The sequence below is a fragment of the Vibrio sp. E14 genome, from assembly GCF_020515785.1.
Classification (GTDB): domain Bacteria; phylum Pseudomonadota; class Gammaproteobacteria; order Enterobacterales; family Vibrionaceae; genus Vibrio; species Vibrio diabolicus.
In genome coordinates this window covers 463528-486881 of sequence record NZ_JAHPJI010000001.1, presented here as the reverse complement: position 1 = coordinate 486881, position 23354 = coordinate 463528, and the positions used below count along the sequence as shown (strand labels likewise).

Genomic DNA, 23354 nt, shown 5'->3' with positions numbered 1-23354 from the left:
ACTCTTTAATTAGTCATAAATTGCTTTCCACTCTTCATACTTCTCAGGTAAAAGATCCTTACTTCTGAATAACTGATGGAGTGTTTTTCGAATCAGGTCTTCTAACTGCGACGATAAGTGGGGTTCCCAGCTCGCGAGATTAAACGCATTTTGTACTTCCCACCCCTTCTCAAGATACGGCAAACACAACGGGTATAATCCAACAGACTGGTAAGCTGCTATCAATTGTAAATACAGCATGAACTGTCCACGCCCTGAGCCATCCAGCTCAAGTTTGCGGGCGAGTTCTGCGGCATATTCCCCTAGATTTTCTAGAGTGATATCCTCCACCAGCAATGAATCTTCTTCAGCGATCACAACCGTCTGTACGACAGTTTGTGCTGCCGATGAAGTAGCATCTTGAGTAGACAACCAACTCAATGTTGCTTCATCTGCAAATGGTATAGAATTCTTAAAAGAGAGGCGTTCGATGCCCTCCAGTGACTCAACAAACCGCTTTACTTCTTGTTTCACGGCAAGTGCTGCGTCATCAAAACCTAAGTTAGTAAGCATCAAATACACGAAATGGTGGCCTGTGAGCCAAAATGGCGCGTCAGTTAGCGTGCGCTCCAAACGTTTAATCGTGTCGATGTCACTTTCCTGATTGGCTTTGTCGCGGTATTCCGCTTGTTGATCGGACGATACCGCCAAGCTCAATGGCGTTTGATCGTTTTGGTGGTCAGGTAGACCATCAATGTCATCCCAAGTCAGATGACGATAAATTCGGTAAGCCAGCGGATCACTTGGATTCGCATGAAGCATGACTTCCGCGACTTTTTTTAACGTGCGTTTTGAAGCCGTAGGCGATGAGAAATCTGTATCGACATCGACTTCTTTTGCTACGGCTTTCTTAACTGGCGCAGGTTTAGAGGCCGGCGGAACCGTCTTCGCTGAAGCGGTTTGAACGTCGTTCTGTGCTGGCGTTTCTACCGCGGCAGGCTGCGTAGCTGGTGCCGCTTGTTCGATGGTAGCTATTGCGTCATCGCTCTGGTCATCGGCAGCTGCTTGTTGAGATAAAACATTGAGCTGCGTGCGAATCTCAAAGAAGTCAGCTTCGGAATCTTGGTAAACATCATCGTACTGACGCTGCACTTCTTCAATAGTCGAAATGCAACCTGAAACTAATTCCCAAGGTTGCGCACTGTCCGCAAGCTTAGTGCTCATCAATTTAAATTGATGATTCAACCACTCCACCGCACCGTCTCTACCGCGTTTCCGTGACGGGTAAAGATCACTACCGAAGCAAGCTAACGCCTCATTAAGCAGTTTCAGACCTTGATCAAAACCTTTGAGCCCAGATTCCTCGGCAAGCGCTCGTACTAAATAGCAAAGTGCTTTTAAATCTTTACTATGATGCTCGAGCACTTCCATCGCATTGGTTTTTACTACATTCCAGTCGACTGTTTCGCCAAATAGAGAGCCGAACTTTTTTACCTCGGCTTCCATCATTTCATAGCAAAACTCGTAACGAGCATCGTTACCCGCAGGAGATTCATCAGAAATCGGTTTAAGAAGGTGATCAGTATCAATGTTGGACAAAATTCGCATCTCCTTCAGTCAAGTAGTCTCTCAATGCACGAGCTACGGCAATGGCACCATTTGCAGGCTTAGAAAACTGATGACTCTGATTAATCGCATCCGACGCCATGCTATCTAGAATTTTTGTGATTTCTGTAAATTTTCTTGGCGCATTTCGTTCTAAATCAGCAAGGGACTCATGCAATTTCTGTTTGTCGAAAATGGATTGCTCCATCACCGTACTAAACAAAATAAATTCGCTTCTTGCGATGATTAAGTCTGTTATTTTTTTTTCTAGTTCTGGCGTATTACCGAAGTAGTCTTTGGCTAATTCAGCTTCTTCAATCGCTTTGGTGTAAAAGTGCGCTTCTGCACGTTTATCAATGGAGTCATTAATATTTTCCATCACTCTCTTTGGTAAGATTTGGCTATAGAAATATGCCTGTGACTGGTTTAATAACCATGCTTCTTTCATTTCATCTTCTGCGAGCTTAGCTTCACCGCTTAAAATTAAGTGAGCAATCTGCTTGTCACGACTGCCAGCAATGGCAGATACTTTCATGGAATCAACAGAGGCGACATTCAAACCCGACATCACTTTAGTCAGTGTTTCGTCCGCATAGGGAAACAATGCACCATCACGAACGAGTTCCTCTCGCAACGTGATAAGCTCCTTGCGTAAATCCACTAATGTCTGTGGTAGTCCATCAGCTAAAGCTTGATAAGACTTCAACTGAGTCTGTTTTTCATTATATAAACCCGAAAGGCTTAATTGCTGAACTCGATACGCTTCTCGGTAGGCTTCAGTCGTATCAACGCTCTGCTCAGTTTTTGCTAATACTTCTTTGATTTTCCATGGCGGCTCAGCCAAAAAAGAAGCAGTATCTGTGGGCGTGATTGTGTGACTTAAAGGTGTCGTTTCTTTGGCAAAAATAGCATCCAATGCATCCGAATTTTGCTGATACAAATAACTTCCTGTCATTGCCACCACACTCAACACTAAACTCGCCTCCAATAGTTTGAAGCGTCCGTACGCTGTTTTATCATTCGACTTACAGTGTGTAAGCAGAAGATCCGCATTACGCAAGCTACTGAAAATTGGTGCGTTAGAATTTGAGTTAATCGATTGAGTATCGATTCGTGCTAACTGCTGGGCGAAAGAAATAGCGGTATAGCCATGCCCTCTTGGTTTATTGATGACTTGTTTGAGCAACTTCCAAATATGAGCCGGGATCAATGCAGGACGCTTTCGGTCTTTTAATTGTTTATTCCAAGTATCACCAAATATTGAACCCAAAAATAAATGTCCAGCGAGCAAAGCAAGGGAGTAAACATCATCTTGCGGTTCCGCGATGCCAGTTTCGATATAAAGAGGTGAAGCGTAGTTCAAGCTTGCTTCTGCGTAAGGTTCCGTTTCTCCAATATAACGAGCAGCACCGAAATCGATGAGTTTAACGTAATCGCCTTCACTCACTAGTACGTTGGATGGCTTAATATCAAGATGGCAGATGCCTCTTGTGTGCATAAACTCTAAGGCACCAGCGAGTTGATATACCAACCAAGCGATATGGTCGTGGCGGAAACCTTTAGAAGAGTGACGCTCCATCTTTTCTGCCAGTGATTCACCTTGGATCCACTCGTACATCAAATATGGGCGTTCGAATTCGTTGCCGATTTTTATGAAGTTAGCCACGCTAGGATGTTGGGAAAGCTCTAATCGACTCGCTTCGTTAACCAACATTTTACTCGCAAATTCTGGCGAGTCATCATTGATAACTTTGCAACAGATCTGCTTTTCTGGCTGCCCTTTTTTTGCGAGATGATAAACGGTTGTTTTACCATTTTTAGAGGGAAGCTTGTCTAATACATCAAATTGTGAAAAAAGCACGTACTCAAGCTTTGGCTTATTTTTTTCTGCTAGCCTTTGCTCATTCAGTTTCTTTTTCTCAATAGCTTTCACAACCAACTGATCGATATATCCTTTGGCTGTACTCTGATTATTAGACACTTAGTACTCTTTCATAGAATAAATATTATTAGAGTTGAATAATATTTTCTTGAACATACTTGTATCAAGGCTAGTATTTAAAACAAACAGTAAGCCTATTATTTTAGTTATTATTACTAACTTATTAGAGTTTTTTACTTACGCTTTCACTGCATCAGTTATACGCTTTTTCATGATACAAACGTAAACCTAATAATATGAGTGTATTTTCATTGCCATTTGATCGATGAGTGCCTACTAACATTGCAGCAACTGGAGAATCCCCTTGTCACCATGAAAGTCAAACATTAACAACGTGGTTGGTTGCCTAAAATGGTGATCTCTGACCGCAAAGGCGATTAAGGCTAGAGAAGAGCAACTGCCCATCGTGCCCCACAACTCATTGATAAGCTGCGGTTGTTCTGGGTTCGTGAATCGTTCTGCTTTAGCCCCCAGAGCAAAGCCGTAATCTTCCGAGTGCATGCGAAGGTTCGTCATATCGGAATACACTTCACCAAATGAATCGAGCTTTTTACTCGCACGTTGAACAAGTCGAAACATGCCTCTTCGGTCTGAAGTGTTTAATTCCGTATCAATGTAGCCAAGCTGCGCTTGAGGCTTAAGTTTCAATGTCTCTATGGTATTTCTGCGACAAAGAATTAAACCTGCCCCACCCTCGCTCGGAATAACGCCCCATGGATTATTCGTACTCATTACCATCGCATCGTCGATGAGTGTTTGCATCGAATTCACCAAGGAATCGACACTGATACACATCATGGCATCATATTTATCCAATGATTTCATGGCCTGGAGAACGAAACTAGGCCCACTGGCATGAACTGCATTCACCACAGAGAGAAAGTCAGCGTAGTGACTTTCACCAAGCCATTCTTGCACCTTTACTAGTGAAACAGACGCAGGCACCGCTATAAGCAAAGGTATTGGTCTCAATGAACGTGGTAACTGCGCTAACAATGAATCAAGCAAGTGGGTTATTAACTCACACGTTTTCTCAAACTGCTCAATTTCTTTGGTGTACTCGATGTTTGCGTAAGTAAACCGCTCGATACCATCATCCCCTACACATTGGTCGAATCTTCCTAAATCAGCATACGAAACTGCACTGGCAATATCTAAGTTCATACCAGTTGGTGTCATCACTTCCATACCCAACACATAGCGACCTGTAGAATTATGCATGCTCGCTTACCTCTTCCAACTTAGCGATAGATGTAGACACCAGCAAGTGTTCTTTCCCCTGACAAGGAAACGCGGCGGTGTAACTGATTGATATGGTTTTCTTTTCAGCATCAACGAATAAGGTGTACATCGCCATATCAACTTGATAGCTATCGTTATTAAAAACGGCAGTTGCTCGATATTTCTCTTTAGGAATGCGGAATGAAAGCGTGTCATCATGACAAAAGCCACTCATCATCAAACGCTCTCCTCCACGAAGGAAGCCTTTGCACTGTTGATCAATAGGCGCGCTTTGGAAGAAGCGCTTATCAAAATCGAGTGGCAACATTGGCTTGCGGTTCTCAATCCAATCGTCATCGAACGTGCCGGCCAGCTTCTGGCGCGACTCAAAGAACGGAGGGACTGGCCCGAACCCCGCAACGCGTAGTTTTTTCGCGGCGGCACTCCAGTCCTCTCGAGGATAAAAAACCGAGGGTACTTTCTGTTCAAGCAATTCTTTGTTGGAGTCGGCAACCCCACCACCTATTCGGTTACGTAAATCACCGCCTACCGCGCGAGTGTAATCAATGTCTTTTTCAATAAATGGGATGGGATTACTCAGCGTGATACTGCCAGCATGCTCAACCCATACGCGTTCCCCGTGAATAGCGAGAGTCTTATCGATATGACCATCAATCAGCACACGACACTCTTGGTATGTCACTGGCTTTTTCGCGTAGCTGCGCGCTTTGCCGTAAACAAGTACATCTGTGTTTTCTTTGGTATACGCGAACTCGTGGTCAACTTTCATCGCAGAGAAGCCTTCTTCGCCCAAATATTGGGGATCATCGAAGATTTCACTTTCACCTAATTCGTGCCAAACCACACCATCGAATTGCCATGTGCGTTTGGCGACCACAACCCAGACTTCATCGCCGTTTTCGTCACGTTGAAAACGACCTTTAAGTGATAACTCAGGGTGCGCCTCAATATCCCATAACTGCATTGCTATTCCTTAAGTTGAATCGTTCGCTCGCAGAAGGTGCGGCCTTTAAATTGTTAAAGTTCCAGTCTTGTTGATGAATCGGCATTGCCATATCCCAAGGCACGTAGGCTCTGGATTGAATACAGAGTTGACGCCATAGCCAATCGCGGAACAGCACATCAACGTTAGCATCTTGCATCGCAGCTAACGTAGACTCGAAGCTCAATGCGTAACCCAAGCGGCTTGGTAGATTTTGGATATATTTTTCATCTTCCACCCACTCATTGAGAAGATCGACGATCTCTTCCCATTCATACTCGACACCAACATCTTGCGGAGTCAGAGGAAGAAGTTTTCCGTAGACGACATACAAGGCTTGAAGCCAAATTTCACCCTCTGCTTCCTCTAGGCTTTCCAAGTGCTCGATGATTTGGGGCATCAACTTCCAATCACCACTCAGAGCAAAATCAACAGGTGCTAATGGAGAAGAGATATCAAACGCCTCAAACTCTTTTAACTCAAGCAACTTGGCATAAGTGAGCACTTGCGCTGATGGTAATCCACTTGGTTCGATGCCAAAGCACTGACGGAACCAAGTACCTCTGTCACGTTTGGTAATCAAACGTTCAAATAGATATTGTTCGCTGCCTGCATTGTCATTGAGCCAATCAATCCCCTCTTTCACGTCTTGTAAAGCGAGTAGTGGCAAAGCAACATGAGAGCTAATGATGCTGGCTTTGTGCCAGCGCTTGATGAGAGAAACACTTAATGTCTGGCGGACACGTAAGCATTCAAAGTAAAACGCACTGGATGTCGCATTACCCTCAATAAGCTCCGAAAGCGTGCTATCCATAGACTCAACCGGAGATTGTACGGCAATGACCATTGCAGTTTTAGCATCTAACTCTTCGAGTAAACTCAATCCACACAAAAGGTTATCCAACTCTGAGCCCAACTCGCCCTGTAGCATCAGCCAGCCGTAGATTTCTGGCTCCTGGTCTCTTAATTGATGAATCAACCCCGGCGCTAATCGATAAAACGACAAGTACACCTGCTTCAGTTCTTCAATTTGGCGTTCGATCAGTTTGAGATACTCCAACTCACGACTTGAATAACCCCTTTTGTGAATTTGAACTCGCTGCCTGATTAAGAACCCGATACTTTCAGAAGCAATGGACAGCTTTTCATTACAGAAATCCAGCCACGTTACTGGCAAGTGGGAAAGATCGTTCACAGCACGCTCAGCTTTTGCTAACGCGCCTTCGACTTCTTGATTGGTTATGGGTGCCTTTAGGTGCTCGACACCGATTCTTTGTCGCATCTAGTTATCCGTTATTAGCGTGCCATAACGCGATTGCAATTAGTTAATACGAAGTAATTAGCTAACGCGAGGTAAATTAGCTAACGCGAGGTAATTAGTTAATTGCGATCGTTCCGCCTTGAATTTTTTGTGCTTTTTCTGCTTGAGAAGTGACGTACTTCGCTTTAGTTGTAATACGGCCATCACGCCCGCTGTAGCGAGTTTCTGTCTCACCACTTTTGACTATCAACTCTTGTTCTGTCTCGATCACCATCTTCTTCGCTCGCAGTACAAACTCATCAGAGTCATCCAGAATAGAGAAGAAAATGTCCGTCACAAGAGGCAAGCTTAAGTCGTCGTTCAAAAACTCAACTCGACAACTTAATCGATTATCGATAGCCATTTGCAGTTCAGAACGACGAAAGCCACGTCCTAGTCTCGCAGTGAGTGGCTGCTTAAATGGGTTACCATCAAAATCAACTCGCACACTGCCCGTAGACTCATTGATAGCCACTATTCTTCCAAAACGCGAAAAGCAAGCCGTTGATTCGGCTTGCTGCTCTGATATTACTTCTGTTGTAAGAGGTTGTTTTTCCATTGTTAGTTAACCACTACGTTGCCACCTTTCACGACGACTTTGTCACTGCCTTCGATCGTAATAGCCGAGCCTGATAACTTTATTGAACCATCACTGTTCATCACTAAAGAGGAACCACCCGTTTTCAATACAATCTTGTCGCCACTGATAATTTGCGTCGCACCATCGGCTTTATAAGCGGTGTTACCTTTCACTGATACCGTTAAGTTGCCACCAACCGTCTGGTTATCATCCGCACCAATGTCTGAACTCTTAGATGCACCGATAGTAAGGTTACTGTTTTCACCAATATCTAAATCATCATTTTTGCCGATCTTAGTCGTACGGTTATCACCAATTTCTAAGTCAGAATTGTTTTTCACATACTGAGCTTCATTCGCGTTGTATGTGACGGTAACGTCTTGCTCGACTGTCTCGGTAAACGTACTGTTTACTTGTGTCGTTTTATGCCCATGAATGGTTTCTTTATGGTCACCATGAACTTCATTCGTTTGGTGACGTGCAACCTTCAAGAATTCATCTTGACCGATATCACGGTAACGGTTGTTGAGCACCTTAGTCGACATGTCTTTTTGAGCGTGAATATAGACTTCTTCTTGGTTCGCTTCGTCTTCAAAACTCAACTCGTTGTAACCTGTTCCTTTGTGCGTTTGCGTCCGGAACGTGGTGCGAGTTTTGTTTTCAGGTAAAGAGTACGGAGGAAAATGTAAACCGTTGTAAACTGCGCCCGTAACTAACGGACGATCTGGATCCCCCTCAAGGAAAGTCACTACGACTTCATGGCCAATACGCGGCAAGTACACTGCGCCCCAAGTTGGCGCCGCCATTGATTGGCTTACGCGGATCCAGCAACTTGAGTGTTCATCGTTATCGCCATAGCGATCCCAATGGAACTGTACTTTCACTCGACCAAGCTTGTCGGTGTAAATCTCTTCACCTTCTGGTCCTACAACAACCGCTGTTTGCGGGCCATCCACTACTGGTGCCGCTAGTTTAGGCGCTTTAAATACCACATCACGTGGAATACATGAGAACTGGTTGTAGTAAGTGGTTGGCATACCACTCGCTTCATCTTCATGCACTTGCGGATCTTGCCCTGTGTGCATTACAGACAACATAAGGTAATCGCGGTTAATCTCAGAACGCGGGTGGTCACTGACGTTAAAGCTGTAACCAGATGCTAAGCGCATTACGTCACTCGTTGCTTCCACTTGTTGATTATCGACTATGTGTTCCGACATCCACTCCGTGGTTCTCACCTGACCCATCAGCGGGTCGACGTATCGTCCAGGATAATCAAACTGCTTGAGATCTTGGTCTAGCTCGCCAGCCTGTGTCATCTCTTGTGGAATTTTAGGGTGTTCGTAGTTGTAATCTGTGTACGTAACCTGTCCCGTTCTAACGCGGTTAACTAACTCGAGATCAGAGATATGTTCGCGATCGGCAACACCGCCACCATCGGCATGATAAACAATCGGCCCAATGTAAGAAGCATTTAGTGGCGAGCTTATCAAAGGTGCAATCGCGTCATTACTGTCGACAATGACCATCGTATGATTTGAATCGCTATGGTCAAAGTAATACCACATACCGTGTTCAGCCATCATACGCTGCACGAAGTGCAAGTCAGACTCACGGTATTGCAGAACGTATTCTTTTGGAGGATAAGTACCCGACACTTCAAATCGGTAATCGGTGACTGCCCCATCATCGAGTACTTCTGTGATGATGTCTTGCGCTGACTTTTGCTGGAAAATACGACAATCTTGGCGCTGAGATAAGAACCAAGCTTGAGGAACCAAGACTAATTGATAACGAGAAAAACGACGTCCAGTCCCTAAGTAACGAACTTCATTCACCACGCCGTTGAACACACGCGCAGCCCCAACACCTTGTCCGTAAAGTGTCAATGTTCCTGCTTTACGTATTAACTCATCGAACGAGATATCTGGATCAAGTGAAAGTAATGAGAGATTGATGTGGAAAGGCTTAGATAACTCTTCATGAACATGAAAGCTCTCAACCCGAAATTCATGCCCACATCCAGGCACTTCAAATTTAAATTCTACGTCATTCACCATATCTTTTACCTGATACAAATAATCGAATTAGGGCCAACAATCGTTGGCCCTGAATCTTTACGCAACGAGCAATTAAGCTTCGCGTGGAGCACGCCAGTCGTCGTTACCCGCAGTACCACAGTTTTCGTGAGTTACTTCGATCGCACGGTAAGTGAACTTAAGCACTTCTTCTGTCACGCGGTCAGCTGTTGCTGCGTCTTGACAGTGGTTCATACGAGTTTGGATATCGACAAGTAGCGCATCAATCAATTTGATTGAGTAGTAGTGCTCTTGTTTACCTTGAACTGAAGTACGGTAGAAGCGGATCACACACTCAGGAAGTTTTTCGCCAGATACTAGTGCGTTGAATAGTAGTGGAGATGAGCGATCTTGAACTTTAGTTACAACAAGTGGACGGTGTACACGTTGACCAGTTGGCTGACCACTTTGTGGATCACGTGGAACAGTTAGCACGTGATCAAGTTCTTGTACTAGGAACTCATCAACGTGAGCTTCTTGCCATGTGTTACCTACTGAATCTGCAGAGTAAGTATCTTTAGTAATATGGCCTTGAGTCTCACCTTGGATAGACATATATGCTGGAGTTGGCATCGCTATTTCCTTTTCTAAAATCTGTTTTGTTTAAATCACCAAATCGCTTATCACCGCGACTACTTGGTACAATCAAAGTCCGTGCCAACTTTAAAAACCAAACAAAAACAACAACTTAAACAAATTAAGGCATTATTCACTAATATCTTGAGTACAATTTATTGGATAAAAAACCAAAAAGTTGGATTAAGATAATAATAAATTGTTCTAACTTTAAAAAGTGAAAATAACCATATAAAACTGTGTAAATAAAGTCATTAAAACTAATAAATCCGACACTTTTACTATCAATTAATTTAGAATAACAACACCATTAAAATAACCACAAACATTAATGTCACAATAATCATTAAAAATAACCAACAAACGATAGTCAAAATATCTTGATAAAAAAAGAACGCAATCACTTTTAGTATAATAGCCGCTACCTCTTTTCCTCTAAAGAATAAAATGGCTATGATAAATATAAACCTTTCTTCATTAATTCAGCGTCTACACCCGATTGCAAAAGTAGCATTAGAAGACGCCGCTGCACTTGCAGTCTCTGAAAAAGCAAACGAAGTTCAAATTGAGCATTATTTACTGAGTCTATTAGAAAGGCCAAATAGTGATTTTGACGTCTTATTAAGTCATTTTGATTGTTCTGAGAACTTATTAAGACAATCGGTTCGATCCACACTCGACACCAACGCCAAAGGAAATGGCAGCAAACCTGTTTTTTCTGCGTTATTAATCGAATGGTTACAAGAAAGCTGGCTGGTTTCTTCTTTAGATCTATCCGAAACACAAATCCGCTCTGGTGCCCTACTCCTTACTCTTGTTAGCAACCCTCTCCGTTACGGCCAACATGGTTACGCCTCTATCCTTGAAGCGGTAAACCCTGACAGCCTTAAGCGTAACTTTGCAGAGCTAACAAGCCACTCTATTGAGGCGCAAGTAGCTACTTCAGAGAAAACACAAGCTCGTGAGGATGGCTCAGCACTGAGCAAGTTCACAACCGACTTCACTGGTAAAGCACGCAAAGGCGAAATCGACCCTGTTTTCTGCCGCGACCAAGAAATCCGCCAAATCGTGGACATTCTTGCTCGTCGCCGTAAAAACAACCCTATTGCTGTTGGTGAACCGGGCGTTGGTAAAACCGCAGTAGTAGAAGGTTTGGCACTTAAAATTGTACAAGGTGACGTACCAGACAACCTCAAAGGTGTTGAGCTTTACGGGCTAGATATGGGTCTTCTGCAAGCTGGTGCAAGCGTAAAAGGTGAATTCGAAAAACGCCTAAACGCGGTATTGGATGAAGTGAAAAACTCACCAACTCCAATCATTCTATTCATCGATGAAGCACACACCCTTGTTGGCGGTGGTAACCAAGCAGGCGGCAGCGACGCGGCAAACTTGCTAAAACCAGCCCTAGCGCGTGGTGAAGTGAAAACCATCGCTGCGACAACATGGTCGGAATACAAGAAGTACTTCGAGAAAGATCCTGCCCTTGCACGTCGCTTCCAATTGGTGAAACTCGACGAACCATCTCCTGAACAAGCAGCATTGATCATTCGTGGTCTGCGCCCTGCTTATGAAAAATCACATAACGTTTACGTGCGTGACGATGCTATCACTGCTGCGGCAGCACTTTCTGCTCGTTACATCTCTGGTCGTCAACTGCCAGATAAAGCCATTGATGTTCTAGATACAGCATGCGCACGAGTGAACATCAGCCTTAATGCCATTCCTGCTTCTGTTGAGACTCTACAGCAAGAACTTGCAGCTCAACAGCGCGAGCTAGAAGCACTTGAGCGTGATGCTCTGCAGCAAACTGGCGACAAGCACAGCCTTGCTAATATTCCAGACCTAAAACTGGCCATGGAAACAACGAAAGAAGAGCTAGCAGAACAAGAAGCGCAATGGCACAAAGAGAAAGAGCAGATCCAAGAGATGATTGCTCTACGATCTCGCTTACATGAACTGGTCTTTGGCGAAACAAATGAAGAAGAGCTTGTTGCAGAAGAAGATTCAGAACAAGAGCAAGACGTTTCTCCATATGCAGAGATGGATGAAGAAGCAGTTCGCATTGCAATTTCGGCCTGCCAAGAACAGCTAGACGCAATCCGCAATGGCAACCCACTGGTTCACTTTGAAGTGGGTCCAGATGAAGTCAGCCACGTCATCTCAGACTGGACCGGTATTCCAATGGGTAAGATGCTTCAAGACGAAGCAGAAACCACGCTAAAACTGAAAGAAAGCCTAACACAAAGCATCAAAGGCCAAGAATACGCTATCGATGCACTGTCTGAAGGCATTCAAACCGCAAAAGCAGGCCTAGGCAACCCAGACGCACCGACGGGCGTATTCCTACTGGTTGGCCCAAGTGGTGTGGGTAAAACCGAAACGGCTCGTGCGATCGCTGATCAAATGTTTGGTGGTGAGCGCTTTATGACGACCATCAACATGTCTGAGTTCCAAGAGAAGCACACGGTATCTCGCCTAATCGGTTCGCCTCCGGGTTACGTAGGTTACGGTGAAGGCGGTATGCTGACAGAAGCGGTACGTCAGCGTCCATATTCTGTTGTACTTCTTGATGAAGTTGAAAAAGCCGATCCAGAAGTGTTGAACCTGTTCTACCAAGTGTTCGACAAAGGTACGCTGAACGATGGCGAAGGCCGCACCATCGACTTCAAGAACACGCTGATCATCATGACCAGTAACCTTGCAACGCACGAGATCGAATCTTTGGTTCATCAATCCAAAGACATCGATGCAAACATCATCGCAGAAGCTATCCGCCCTACTTTGAACCAACACTTCAAACCGGCGCTATTGGCACGTATGTCTGTGCTTCCGTTTGTTCCGCTGTCTGATGAAGCAATGACAGAAATTATTCACCACAAGCTGAACAAAGTTTCTCAGCGTCTACAGAGCCATCACAAGTTGTCGCTAAGCTACGAAGAAAGCTTGGTTGAGTTCGTACTAGGTAACTGTCGCCTTGCTGAAACAGGCGCACGTAATATCGACGCGGTCATCAACCGTCAGTTGCTGCCGCAACTATCGACTCAGCTCTTAGTGCATGACAAGGATGATTCACATACGCAAATCGAAGTGTCTGTCGATGAGCAAGGAACACTAACCTATGCGTTCAGCTAACCATAGCGAACTTAGTAACGCCCTACTTGCGATCAGTCAGTCTTTGGCTGATCGCAGCCAGCTTACCCAAACGTTGGATGCTGTGTTGACTGCTGCGAGACAAATGACCCTCGCAAAGCACGGCATCATTTATGTTTTGGACCAGACTGGGCAGGCGTTGATTCCAAGTACCGCTCACCATAACGATAAAACTATCGTTTCCCACCCTTGGGAAGCATTACAGTTAGACTCAGCCAGTGAGAACGACCCATTTAACTTTGCCATTCGTAATGGTGAAGTCGTGTTGATTAACGAGTTGTATAAGTACAACGGCTATGACTGCGAAAGCATCTATCAAACTGAGCAGACACTGGGATTAAAAAGCGAGAACTTATTGGCTTGGCCTTTGATTGATAGCGAAAGCAAAACCATTGGACTGTTAGTCTTACTCGATTTAAGTGTTATCGACAATGAAGCTGCATTGACTGAGTTTTGTCGTATGGCTGCGAGTAATATTCGCCAAGCCGTTTGGTTAGAGCAATACGGGCAAGTAATAAAAAATCTCAATGCCGACAATCAAGCCCTAGTACGCGAGAACACTCAGCTCAAAAAACGTACCCAGAAAGCCTATCAAGGTCCTATTGCAGAGAGCGAAGAAATGCTCAATGTCTTGAATCGTCTTGATAAGGTGCTATCTCTTCCTGTCGATGTGCTGTTGCGTGGTGAAACGGGCGCTGGTAAAGAGGTGATCGCGAAATACATTCACGAAAACTCTAATCGTTCAGAACAACCTTTGATCGTACAGAACTGTGCCGCAATCCCAGAGCAGTTATTAGAGTCGGAACTCTTTGGCCATAAGAAAGGCTCATTCACTGGCGCGGACAAAGACAAAGTCGGTTTGTTTGAAGCAGCCAACGGCGGCACGCTTTTCCTAGATGAAATTGGCGATATGCCAATGCTACTACAAGCGAAGTTACTGCGTGTACTGCAAGAGCGTAAAGTTCGCCCAATCGGCACTAGCAAAGAGATTGAAGTGGACGTTCGCGTTATCGCCGCAACCCACTGTAATCTTATGCAGCAAATCAAAGATGGCGGATTTCGTGCCGACTTGTTCTATCGCTTGAATGTCTTCCCTATTACATTACCACCACTGAGAGCACGCAAGTCGGACATTATTCCCCTTGCTGAGCATTTCGTGCAACACACGACTAACACGCTAGGTTTGCCGCAAGCGCCAGGGTTAAGTGCCAATGTACGTAAACAGCTCCTTGCCTATCAATACCCAGGTAACGTGCGTGAGCTTAAGAACATCATTGAGCGCTCGGTGCTACTGTCCGATTTTGAAACCATTACTCACATTGAGTTTGGCGAACAAATCCCAGAAGATGTACCAAGTATCGACATGAAAGCAGCCTCACCTACCCCAGAGCAACCTGCTTACGAGCGGCAGGCACAAGCGGATTTAAAAGACGCTTCAAAGAGTCTTAAGGACGTTGTCAGCCAATATGAGCGTACAGTGATCATCGATTGCTTAAATGCGTGTAATTGGCACACCAAGAAGGCCGCTGAACAATTGGCACTTCCAATGAGCACTCTCAACCATAAGATGAAGAAATACGACATTTCTGCAGCTGGTTAAGCGAGAAGCGAGAAGCGAGAAGCGAGAAAACTTTACTTCAGTTTCCGTTGGTAAGAGAAGAAAAACCGCCCGAAGGCGGTTTTTTTGCATCTAGGAAGGGTTATCAAGTGACTTTTCCAAGGGCTTGGGTGCTTGAGTTACCGCAGGTTGTTTCTCAATCCAATTTTTCAACCATTTCTTGCGTTGAGATTCATTGTACTGCTTCCAAGTTTCAGCCGCAGACTTGTCTACGCCTTCCTCTGTCGACTCTTTCTCAATTAGCCAAGGCATATCACTAAAGAAATTACCTGCCAAAGCACTATCCGCATTTAAAGAAGGAATAGAAATTACAGCATCACGACCAATATCATAGTCATCAACTCCATTTAATCCGACTTGTTTTAGATGAGCAACCGAAAGCTCCAAGTTCGCTTTACCACCAATTACACCACCAAACGGTCTTAGGCCTTTTAACCTAACTCCCGTTGGTGCAACATATTCCAAGTTAAACCTCATGCAGTACATCGTATAGCTTTTGCTCTTAGATAGCTCATTCTCTTTAGTGAGGCTGCTTACTGCTTCACCTATAAACTCACTCATGGCATCAACTTGTTCTCGATGGTTTTCTGAAATAGATTCAGTAAACATCCACTCTTCGTTTTTATGAACAAACTCACCAATATGATACATATCGGTGAAGTAAAGAGGACCTTTAACTGGCTTACCATCATTTCCGTCGAGCGCCAGTTGAATACACATATTCACTGCTTCCCACGACATACCCAAACGTTCATAAAGTGCTTTTTCATGACTTTCACCCAAAATCAGTACATAAATACTGGCAGGATCGTCTTTCTTTTTGTTTCCCCATGAGAAACCATCACGCCAGATATTATCAGCCGATTGGTACCATTTTCTTTCACTGAAAAAGTTCAAACCAGACGCTTTGGTGTCTATAGCCACCACTTGCTGTTTAATGCCATGAAGTATAGGGATGGTATTTTTGTCTCCCTCACTTGCCATTAAGGTAAAGCTCTCTACCATAAGGTCCTGTTCACGTAGACGCAGTTGCTGCTCTCCCAAATAGGTATCAAGCAAAACCAGTCTAGTTTCTGTACTTAAAGCGCCAATTTGCAACTCATCTTCGGCATCATCAAACTTCTGCCCCAGACTGTACTCTTGTGGTAAGTAAAAACTATGTTGCCCTTGATTCGTTCTAATTCCCAAGCAGTAACGCATATTTTGGAAGCCTCCGCCTTTTACATAGCGCTTAAAGGAATCCGCTTCTGCAAAATAGTCGCTTGGCTGACCCGATATCGCTGCTCCGGAAACTGCCATACTGAACATTGCATCAGAGAATATTAGCTTTGCTTTAGAGGTCATTGGTTTCATACCGTCGATCATCACATCACCGAAGCGGAATGAGGGAATATGCTCAATAGCAATCAACGTAGCGCCGTCATCAATCCCCTGTTGCTTGTAAAAAGCACTTATTCGCCCATCAGGATCAGCTTTGAAGTCACTAACCTTCATTGGCAACATCCAGTCACTGAAAGCTGGGCCTTTAATATTTTCGAGCCCGTCGACGCGATCGTAGCCAATAGTAACTGGTTTCGCATACTTGTTTTCTTTTTTAAGTACCAACTGCACTTTCACTTTATCGTATGGACCTAGACGACTGTTGCTAGATTGCTGAATCCAACTATCGTATGACATCCATTCCGGTTCATCACTTTCAGCATAGCGAGCTGACTGAACTAGTATTCGACAATAGCCGATTTCATCTTTCTTTAACTCACTTCCCTGCGGGTTAAATGACTCGGTAAAGTTATCAAACATCGTTTCATTTGGATGTTCAAACAACATAGTTTGTATCGGGAAGATTTGATTAAATGCACCTGCCGCTTTAAGGCTATCCCTGTTTTCGGTTATAGAGAGATGAGAAACTTTGCTATTAGTTGTTATTGGAGCAGGCCAATGCTGTGCACCTTGTGGCATATTTGTCGATAATTCGATGTAGTACTCGTTATCACAACGGTTCTTCCAGTTAGCCGCTAAGGTGTTTCCTTTGATCGTATGTACAGACCAATCATCGCTCAAAATGTAATTCTCAATGTATTCCTTCACCTTGTAACGCTCAACCAAAAACCTAAACGAGATATTAGAATTCCGTTTGGTTTGAGATCCTAGGTCAGCAAGTAATAACACTAAGCCATTAATAGCAAGCGCTCGTAGTTGGTAGCGTTTTAACACCTCCTTACGAACTTCTTCGCTCTCAAGGTGAGTAATGAGTTCCTGATAAGACCTACATTCAATACCTACATCTACCTTACTGCGTCGCAAATCGTTAAGTAACTCGATATGTATTTTTGCTAGCCTTTCAAGCTCACTGACAACCTCATGGCTTTGCTTTAACTCTTCTAGGAAGGAGTCCAACATTAAACTATCAATCACTTTCACCGCAGATATTGCTGTCTTTGACCCCTCTATGGCAAGCATAAACCCTCTTGCCGCAGGAGCTATAGCAGGAATATAGGAAGCGACGTCAACGACACTGTCAAAAATCGCCATTCGCAGTGCGACTTCTGCTTTATCTTGCGCAACCATCTCAGCTTCTAGAGCAAGCCTAGAGCGTTCCATTGCATGCGAGCCATAGCGACTGGGATGAAAGAATATGTTCAGGGATTGCAGGTAAATACGGATTACAACCCGACGGTTTTGTCTTAGATTAGGGTTGTTGCGGTCGACTTTTTCACCTTGTTTGGGAACATAGACAGGTTTACTTTCACCAAAAGCGGCTACCGAAACACGACCTTCAAAAACAGGGAACTCCTTCATGAGCAGTTTTTTCGCATATTCTGCGCGCTCTGCCGAGACCTGCATATTTGCTTTCTCGGTACCGACTTGGCAAGCATGCCCTTCTATCTCTACTCTAAGGTTTGGCTCATTCTCTAAAACGTTGGCAAGAGAAGCAGCAAGCTGTTTAAATATAGATGCATGATCCTTTAACTCTTTTTCACGCGAGTTAAAGGCAAATTCTATTTTTATTCCTGCGCCTCTAGAGCTATTTACGAGAATGGCGTCAATCTGATTGCCAGATTGATCACGCGCATCTTTTAAAGCCTGTTCTAGTTTTTCTTCCTGGATATGGTTAGCTGTCTTCCAAACTGGAATTTGAGCAAGGTAGTCTTTTGTAACTTCTTCTGTTCCTTGCTCTGCTTTATCAACCTTTTTATTTTGATTAACCAGCTGTTTAGCTTTTTTATACAAACTAAGTGCTGTCAGTCCCGTTCCGAAGCCATTAAAACCAACGGTTTTACCACCAGAAAGCCAAGCTTCCGCAACTCGCCCGGCAACCACACGTCGGTTACCCAGACGTGATTCTAAAGAAAGTGCTAGTGCGCTTGCCCGAGCTTCATTGGTGTTAAAAACCTTATCGTGAAATAGCGCCTTCCAACCAATACCCGCGATAGCTGGATTGTGGAGTTCCTGCAATTTATCAAGCGCTTCTTTCGTACTGTAAATACCGTAATACAATTCGCCCGCCGCTTTCATCGCAGGCGGCATCTCGGACTTAACTGCATCCCAATACAGTTTCGAGACGTTATTAAACACCGCTTGGCGGCCATCACGGTCTAAAGTGTCTTGCAAGCTACCGCTCAGCAGCCCTGCTCCTAGCTGAGCAGACACATCTCGGATATTCTTGAGTAACGCAATACTTCTTGAAGCTGGCGTATTGGCAGTTGCACCTTGTACATTACCGTGAAGGTAATGTTTCATATTTCCAAAGTACTGAGGGTATTGATAAATCAAGGATTCCTCAAGGGAGATCATATCGCCACTGACAATAGCAAATTTCCCTAACGGAGTGCTTGAAGAAAAGGTAATCTGTTCACGTAGCTCGTAAGTGTAGACTGTATCTAAACCTTCAGAAAATTGCTGAATATGAGCGTCTTTAATGAACTGTGGAACGCCATTTTTCATCTGGCTTGGAATAAATTCGACACGGATACTGTATAAGCCTTCTTTAAAATCAGCAGGATCAACGTGAAACATCGCGCATGGATATTGCTTAGCATTTTCTTCTGAATGCTCATCTTCAGGTAATGCCGCTTGTACTGAAGAGCCTATCGTTTTGTATTCCCCACCTTCTTTGGTTGAATCAAACTTTTGCAAAGTAACCGTCGCACTTTCATAGCCTTGATCAGAAAAAACCACAGCGCAACTCGCCACAACAGGTAAAACGAAGCCTTTTAGTGTCTCTCCCGATTCACTTACATCTTCATACCACTTATTATATTCTGCCTGTTCTTCGCTGAGCCCCTCGTTCGCAGCTGGTTCGTAAGGCTTAGCCAATTGTTCAATGCTGACCTCTGTCAAGGTGAGTTTTGCTTCGCTGTTTTCCAACTGGCTACTCAACTCTGCAACTTTTGTAGCTAACTCTTTGGGGTTTAACTCAGAAAGTGAAGCTATTAAAGGCAAGGGCGGAAAGCGGAAAGTGAAGGTCTGCTCACCCTCTTTGGGTAGATCCCTACCTAACGCATGAATTGTGTGCTCTGGTGTCAGGACCTCAAAAGTCCCATATTGATCGGGCTTTCCATTACCCAGTGAACATAACTTAAATTTATGGTCGGTAGCCCAAAGCTTAGGCCTATCGCTATCGGTGACGTTAAGCATCGGCACTTTCGCTAAAGGGCGAAGATTAGTCACGTCTTTATTTTTAAGCAAGCTAGGCTCTTCGTGCCAAGTTGGATAGACGTTTTTTCTACCCTCCTGAGTAGCAGGAAAATAAGCACCAAACAAATAGTAATTGGCACGCAAAGGTATCGCGTTACAGGTATCATGAGTGCTCACAGTTCATCCCCTTTAACAAAATCACCATTGTTGGCAAAGGCATTGTAAAGAGAAGAATTACTGGCACTGTGGCCCGTCCCTATTTGCTCCCATTTTAAATAAGAACCAAATTCTTTATTTTCTTTTAGTTTACTGAGGATGGCCCGTGCCGCTCCATCCCGAGCATAATTCGCATCTTTACTCAAAATCTCAAAATAGCGCAGTTTACCTACCGCTCGCGGTACGATTTCTTCTGATTGGAAGGTTCTACTTTGGGTATCAATAAGATAACGGTGCGTTCTAGTTTCGGCCCAAGAATAGCGCCCCGTTGGGCTAATTGATTTCTTACGAAAACGGGCTTCATCTGCAGAACGTGAACTATCCGGCACTATCGAGTAAAGCTCCTTTCCCGTGCGCTCATCAAAGACACCAACCCCATATTCATCGACCATATAACGCTTGCCATCATAAATCACGGAGTACTCATTAAACTCTGTGTCTACTTGCTGTTTGTCGCCTGTCGCTAAGGTGTACTTCCAGTCTTTAAACTTGTCTACGTAGTAAAGATAGCTGCTGTCTTCTGCCCATAGAAACTCTGGGTAGCCACGTGAACGACCTAGTTCAATATACTCACCCGTCTTAAGATCTTTAATTACTTTAAACATCCCTTCTGAGGCCGAATAGGCCAAAGCCAAGTAGCGATTATTTGGAGAGACACGCATTAGACGAACTTTGCCAACAAACTCATCTGCGACCAGACGTAAGTCTGTCCCATCCGTTTTGATACTCCACACTTTATCCCTTTGATCATAGTGGTCTTTCGCTTCATTTCGGGCGTTATCCCAACGAAACACTACACGTGGTAAATCATAAGAGCCTTCATTGGTGAGATCTTCACGTGGCCATTCTTTAGCTTTAAAAATAAAGTGTTTAGGTTTACCCGTCTCTTTGTCATAAATAACGTAATTGTTTTCTGTGATATAAACACGACCATCTTCCCACTGTTGAGCATTTTTTTCTGCGATTCGGTCTTGAACCGTCTGAGGTTTTGGCGCGTGTTGTTCAGGTTCCTTGGCCGATTCTTGATTACAGCCAGATAAGACCGCTAAAGTAATCAAGCATAATGTATGACGTAGATTCATCTTATATTCTCTTCGTTATCTTTCTCGATCGCGTTTAATGGTGTGACAACGCAACCCGAATAAGTTGTTTTGTTAACTTGTCTGATCTTTTTTCTTATAAGCCAGTAAATCCGCAATGGGTGTTTGAGCAAAAATGACCGTTTTATTATCTCTTCCGTGATGACTATTGCCCTGATAACCACGGAGAAGATCCACTTCTTTAACCTCTGCAGGCCAACCAGTAAAACGAATCAACCTAGAACCATTCTCTTTTTTTATACATTGGCGCAAGCACACTCGCTGCGACCAATCACCATCGCTTTGCCTTAACTCAAAGTAATCATCTGACTCGTCCAGCGTCGTATAACCCGGATATTCGAAAACTATCTCGACAGATTTAAGTAAATACACGACCGCTACATTTTTATTTACCTGGCTTCGTAACATTGCGTATTTTTCAGGTTTTGAGGTCGCAGCACTTGGTAATACTGAGAGCAGGCGAACAGAACCGTCTCCAATTTTAAAGCTTTTCTCACTGCTATAATGGTTAAGATCAGTGACTTTTATGGCCTTGGTTCCGGGATCACTTTCTAGTTCAGATAGTTCACTCTCGCTCAATCGTTTACTGTTATAAGCCAAATATACTTCTTGAGGCTCACCTTTAATCTTGTAAGGAAGCCATATATGCGGGAGAGGGTAACCTTGCGCGCTCCGCTCCACTGGGCTAGAAGCATTAATAGGGCTCAAATTTGTTTCAATCTTTTCTTTGATTTGTGGCTCATAGCCGGTCATGACTATCTCAACTTCTTCCTCAAATAAGTTGAACACTCGAGCCTCTCCAGAGCCATTCAAATAGCCTTCACTTACCACCTTGCCGTTCTGCACGATTTGGAAAGGCTCATAAGCGAAAACACCGCCTGTTTCAGGATTGGTCATATAGATATCGGCGTGCCTTTTGGGTCTAGAGCCTTCACGAACACTATTAATGTCCGTATCTGAAAAGTAACCATTTTCCGTAATTGCCACTTCGCGCCAAATTTTATTGTTCCAAACAACATACACGTAGCCTGATTTAAACACTTCTGCAGCTTCATCTGATTTATCGCTACCAGGGAAGTGCAGCGGAACCACAGGCACCAACACGTTATCCCACTCATCCATCTGAGTATCTTTATCAACGGGTTGCAGGTCTTCGGCGAGTTTAAGCAAAATCGGCTGAGGCTGGTCAGTGCAAGGGATTTTGATATAGAGCGTTTTGCCCTCAGCTTCGAGATCTTTAAATGTCGCGAGGCTGCGGTGTTTGTTTTCTGTATCAGCCTTGCCTACTGTGACTTTTTCTTTTTGAGCTTCGGTTTTACCTAACATCAAACATGCCGCGTTGCTAGACCACTGCCCTGCAAACTCGACAACGATTTTTTGGTCTGGGCTTGGCTCAGAGGGGACATGCGTGTAACTACGAACTAAAGCAACATCGTCAGTAACCTGCTTATAACCCGCTTTAAAAGCTTTGCTTTCATTCGAAGCAGATACAGAGTCAACGAGTGTTTTAAGTCTAGGGAAACTTTGCAGCTGAGAGTCCGTCAATGGCGACCGACGAGCAACGGTAGATAATGACACCCAATTGCCTTTTCCCAATTCGATTCTTATAGCAGCTAGCAATGCGCTGGTCGTTTTTTTGGCAGAGATGGAAATCTTTTGCGCCAACTCTTTAGGGAGGTTTCTAAGGATGTCATCTGAATTGCGCAAACGCGAAAGCTGCCCTATACACTCGTCCGGTGTAAGAACATAAGATAGCTCGTTGGAGGATAGCTTCGAGCTAGGTATAAATTTGCAAACTAAATGCATTTGAATTCTCCACAACCAACATCGTAAATATGGCTGCGGTGACAATTAAGCTGATAAGGCTTACAAGTACGATTTGGTCTACGTATCCTACTTACTTAGCCATTTATTTTCAACGAGATAGAAAAATCGCCTAAAATCAAAAACACCATAAAAGTGGTGATTTTTACTATCAAAATGGGCAATTTAACCACAACAGAAACCAGTAACATCACCCACTTTGTCAAAATGGTAAAATCTTACTCTCTAAAAAAATTTAATTTATGGACTGAAGTTAACAAAAATTGTAATAACGTGAGCTTGAGGTAAGCGCTCGGAAAGTCAGAAGCTGATGAGGTGCCCTCCTCAGCAACAAACAACAAATTGACTGTTACTGAGGAAGTTTAAATAAAAAGGTGAGCGCATTACGCACTCACAAAAGTAACTGCTCTGAAGCTTGCTAGGATTAAATTTGCTTCATCGCGTGTTAAAGAGGCGAGGTATTACCCATCGACCTCATGCAGAACACTATACACAGAGTATAGAAACGTTCGTAAATATATAAT

General features: G+C 44.0%; 13 protein-coding genes. 2 read left to right on the top strand and 11 right to left on the bottom strand.

The window, feature by feature from the left end:
* Positions 1–9 precede the first annotated feature (9 nt).
* The 8 genes from tssA to LIX84_RS02055 form a co-directional block, all read right to left on the bottom strand.
* Positions 10–1578: a type VI secretion system protein TssA gene (gene tssA, locus LIX84_RS02090; protein WP_226420490.1), complete on the bottom strand. Its 1569-nt coding sequence runs from the start codon at positions 1576–1578 to the stop codon at positions 10–12.
* Positions 1565–3565, bottom strand: coding sequence for a serine/threonine protein kinase (locus tag LIX84_RS02085; protein ID WP_226420489.1), 2001 nt, complete (start codon positions 3563–3565; stop codon positions 1565–1567). The genes tssA and LIX84_RS02085 overlap by 14 nt, the downstream gene beginning before the upstream one ends.
* 237 nt (positions 3566–3802) lie before the next feature.
* Entirely contained in the window at positions 3803–4747 is a 945-nt protein-coding gene (locus tag LIX84_RS02080; RefSeq protein ID WP_176319280.1) for a hypothetical protein, read from the bottom strand.
* The gene (locus LIX84_RS02075) at positions 4740–5732 is read right to left on the bottom strand and encodes a DUF2169 family type VI secretion system accessory protein (protein WP_226420488.1); all 993 of its coding nucleotides are present in this window, start codon (positions 5730–5732) and stop codon (positions 4740–4742) included. Before LIX84_RS02075 ends, LIX84_RS02080 begins: the two co-directional genes overlap by 8 nt.
* Positions 5713–7032 carry a hypothetical protein gene (locus LIX84_RS02070; protein WP_226420487.1) on the bottom strand — a complete coding sequence of 440 codons (1320 nt, stop codon included), beginning with the start codon at positions 7030–7032 and terminating at the stop codon, positions 5713–5715. The genes LIX84_RS02075 and LIX84_RS02070 overlap by 20 nt, the downstream gene beginning before the upstream one ends.
* A gap of 94 nt (positions 7033–7126) precedes the next feature.
* On the bottom strand, positions 7127–7609 hold the full coding sequence (locus LIX84_RS02065; RefSeq protein ID WP_182018675.1) for a hypothetical protein: 483 nt from the start codon (positions 7607–7609) through the stop codon (positions 7127–7129).
* 2 nt (positions 7610–7611) lie between these two features.
* A complete protein-coding gene (tssI, locus tag LIX84_RS02060; protein WP_109169809.1) occupies positions 7612–9690 on the bottom strand; it encodes a type VI secretion system Vgr family protein in 2079 nt (692 codons plus the stop codon).
* Positions 9691–9762: 72 nt separating this feature from the next.
* Positions 9763–10281: an Hcp family type VI secretion system effector gene (locus tag LIX84_RS02055; RefSeq protein WP_005373415.1), complete on the bottom strand. Its 519-nt coding sequence runs from the start codon at positions 10279–10281 to the stop codon at positions 9763–9765.
* Positions 10282–10737: 456 nt separating this feature from the next.
* On the opposite strand from LIX84_RS02055, the gene tssH reads away from it, so the two are divergent.
* Complete coding sequence (tssH, locus tag LIX84_RS02050; RefSeq protein ID WP_109169966.1) at positions 10738–13416, top strand: type VI secretion system ATPase TssH; 2679 nt, start codon at positions 10738–10740, stop codon at positions 13414–13416.
* A complete protein-coding gene (locus tag LIX84_RS02045; RefSeq protein ID WP_226420486.1) occupies positions 13403–15034 on the top strand; it encodes a sigma-54-dependent Fis family transcriptional regulator in 1632 nt (543 codons plus the stop codon). The genes tssH and LIX84_RS02045 overlap by 14 nt, the downstream gene beginning before the upstream one ends.
* Positions 15035–15124: 90 nt before the next feature.
* Here LIX84_RS02045 and LIX84_RS02040 read toward each other — a convergent pair whose 3' ends face one another.
* From LIX84_RS02040 to LIX84_RS02030, 3 genes are all read right to left on the bottom strand, one after another.
* Positions 15125–19867, bottom strand: coding sequence for an OmpA family protein (locus LIX84_RS02040; RefSeq protein WP_226420485.1), 4743 nt, complete (start codon positions 19865–19867; stop codon positions 15125–15127).
* Positions 19864–20988, bottom strand: a complete 1125-nt coding sequence (locus LIX84_RS02035; protein ID WP_151515697.1) for a Tricorn protease domain-containing protein — start codon at positions 20986–20988, stop codon at positions 19864–19866. Before LIX84_RS02035 ends, LIX84_RS02040 begins: the two co-directional genes overlap by 4 nt.
* Before the next feature lie 72 nt (positions 20989–21060).
* The gene (locus tag LIX84_RS02030; protein ID WP_226420484.1) at positions 21061–22812 is read right to left on the bottom strand and encodes a hypothetical protein; all 1752 of its coding nucleotides are present in this window, start codon (positions 22810–22812) and stop codon (positions 21061–21063) included.
* Positions 22813–23354 lie beyond the last annotated feature (542 nt).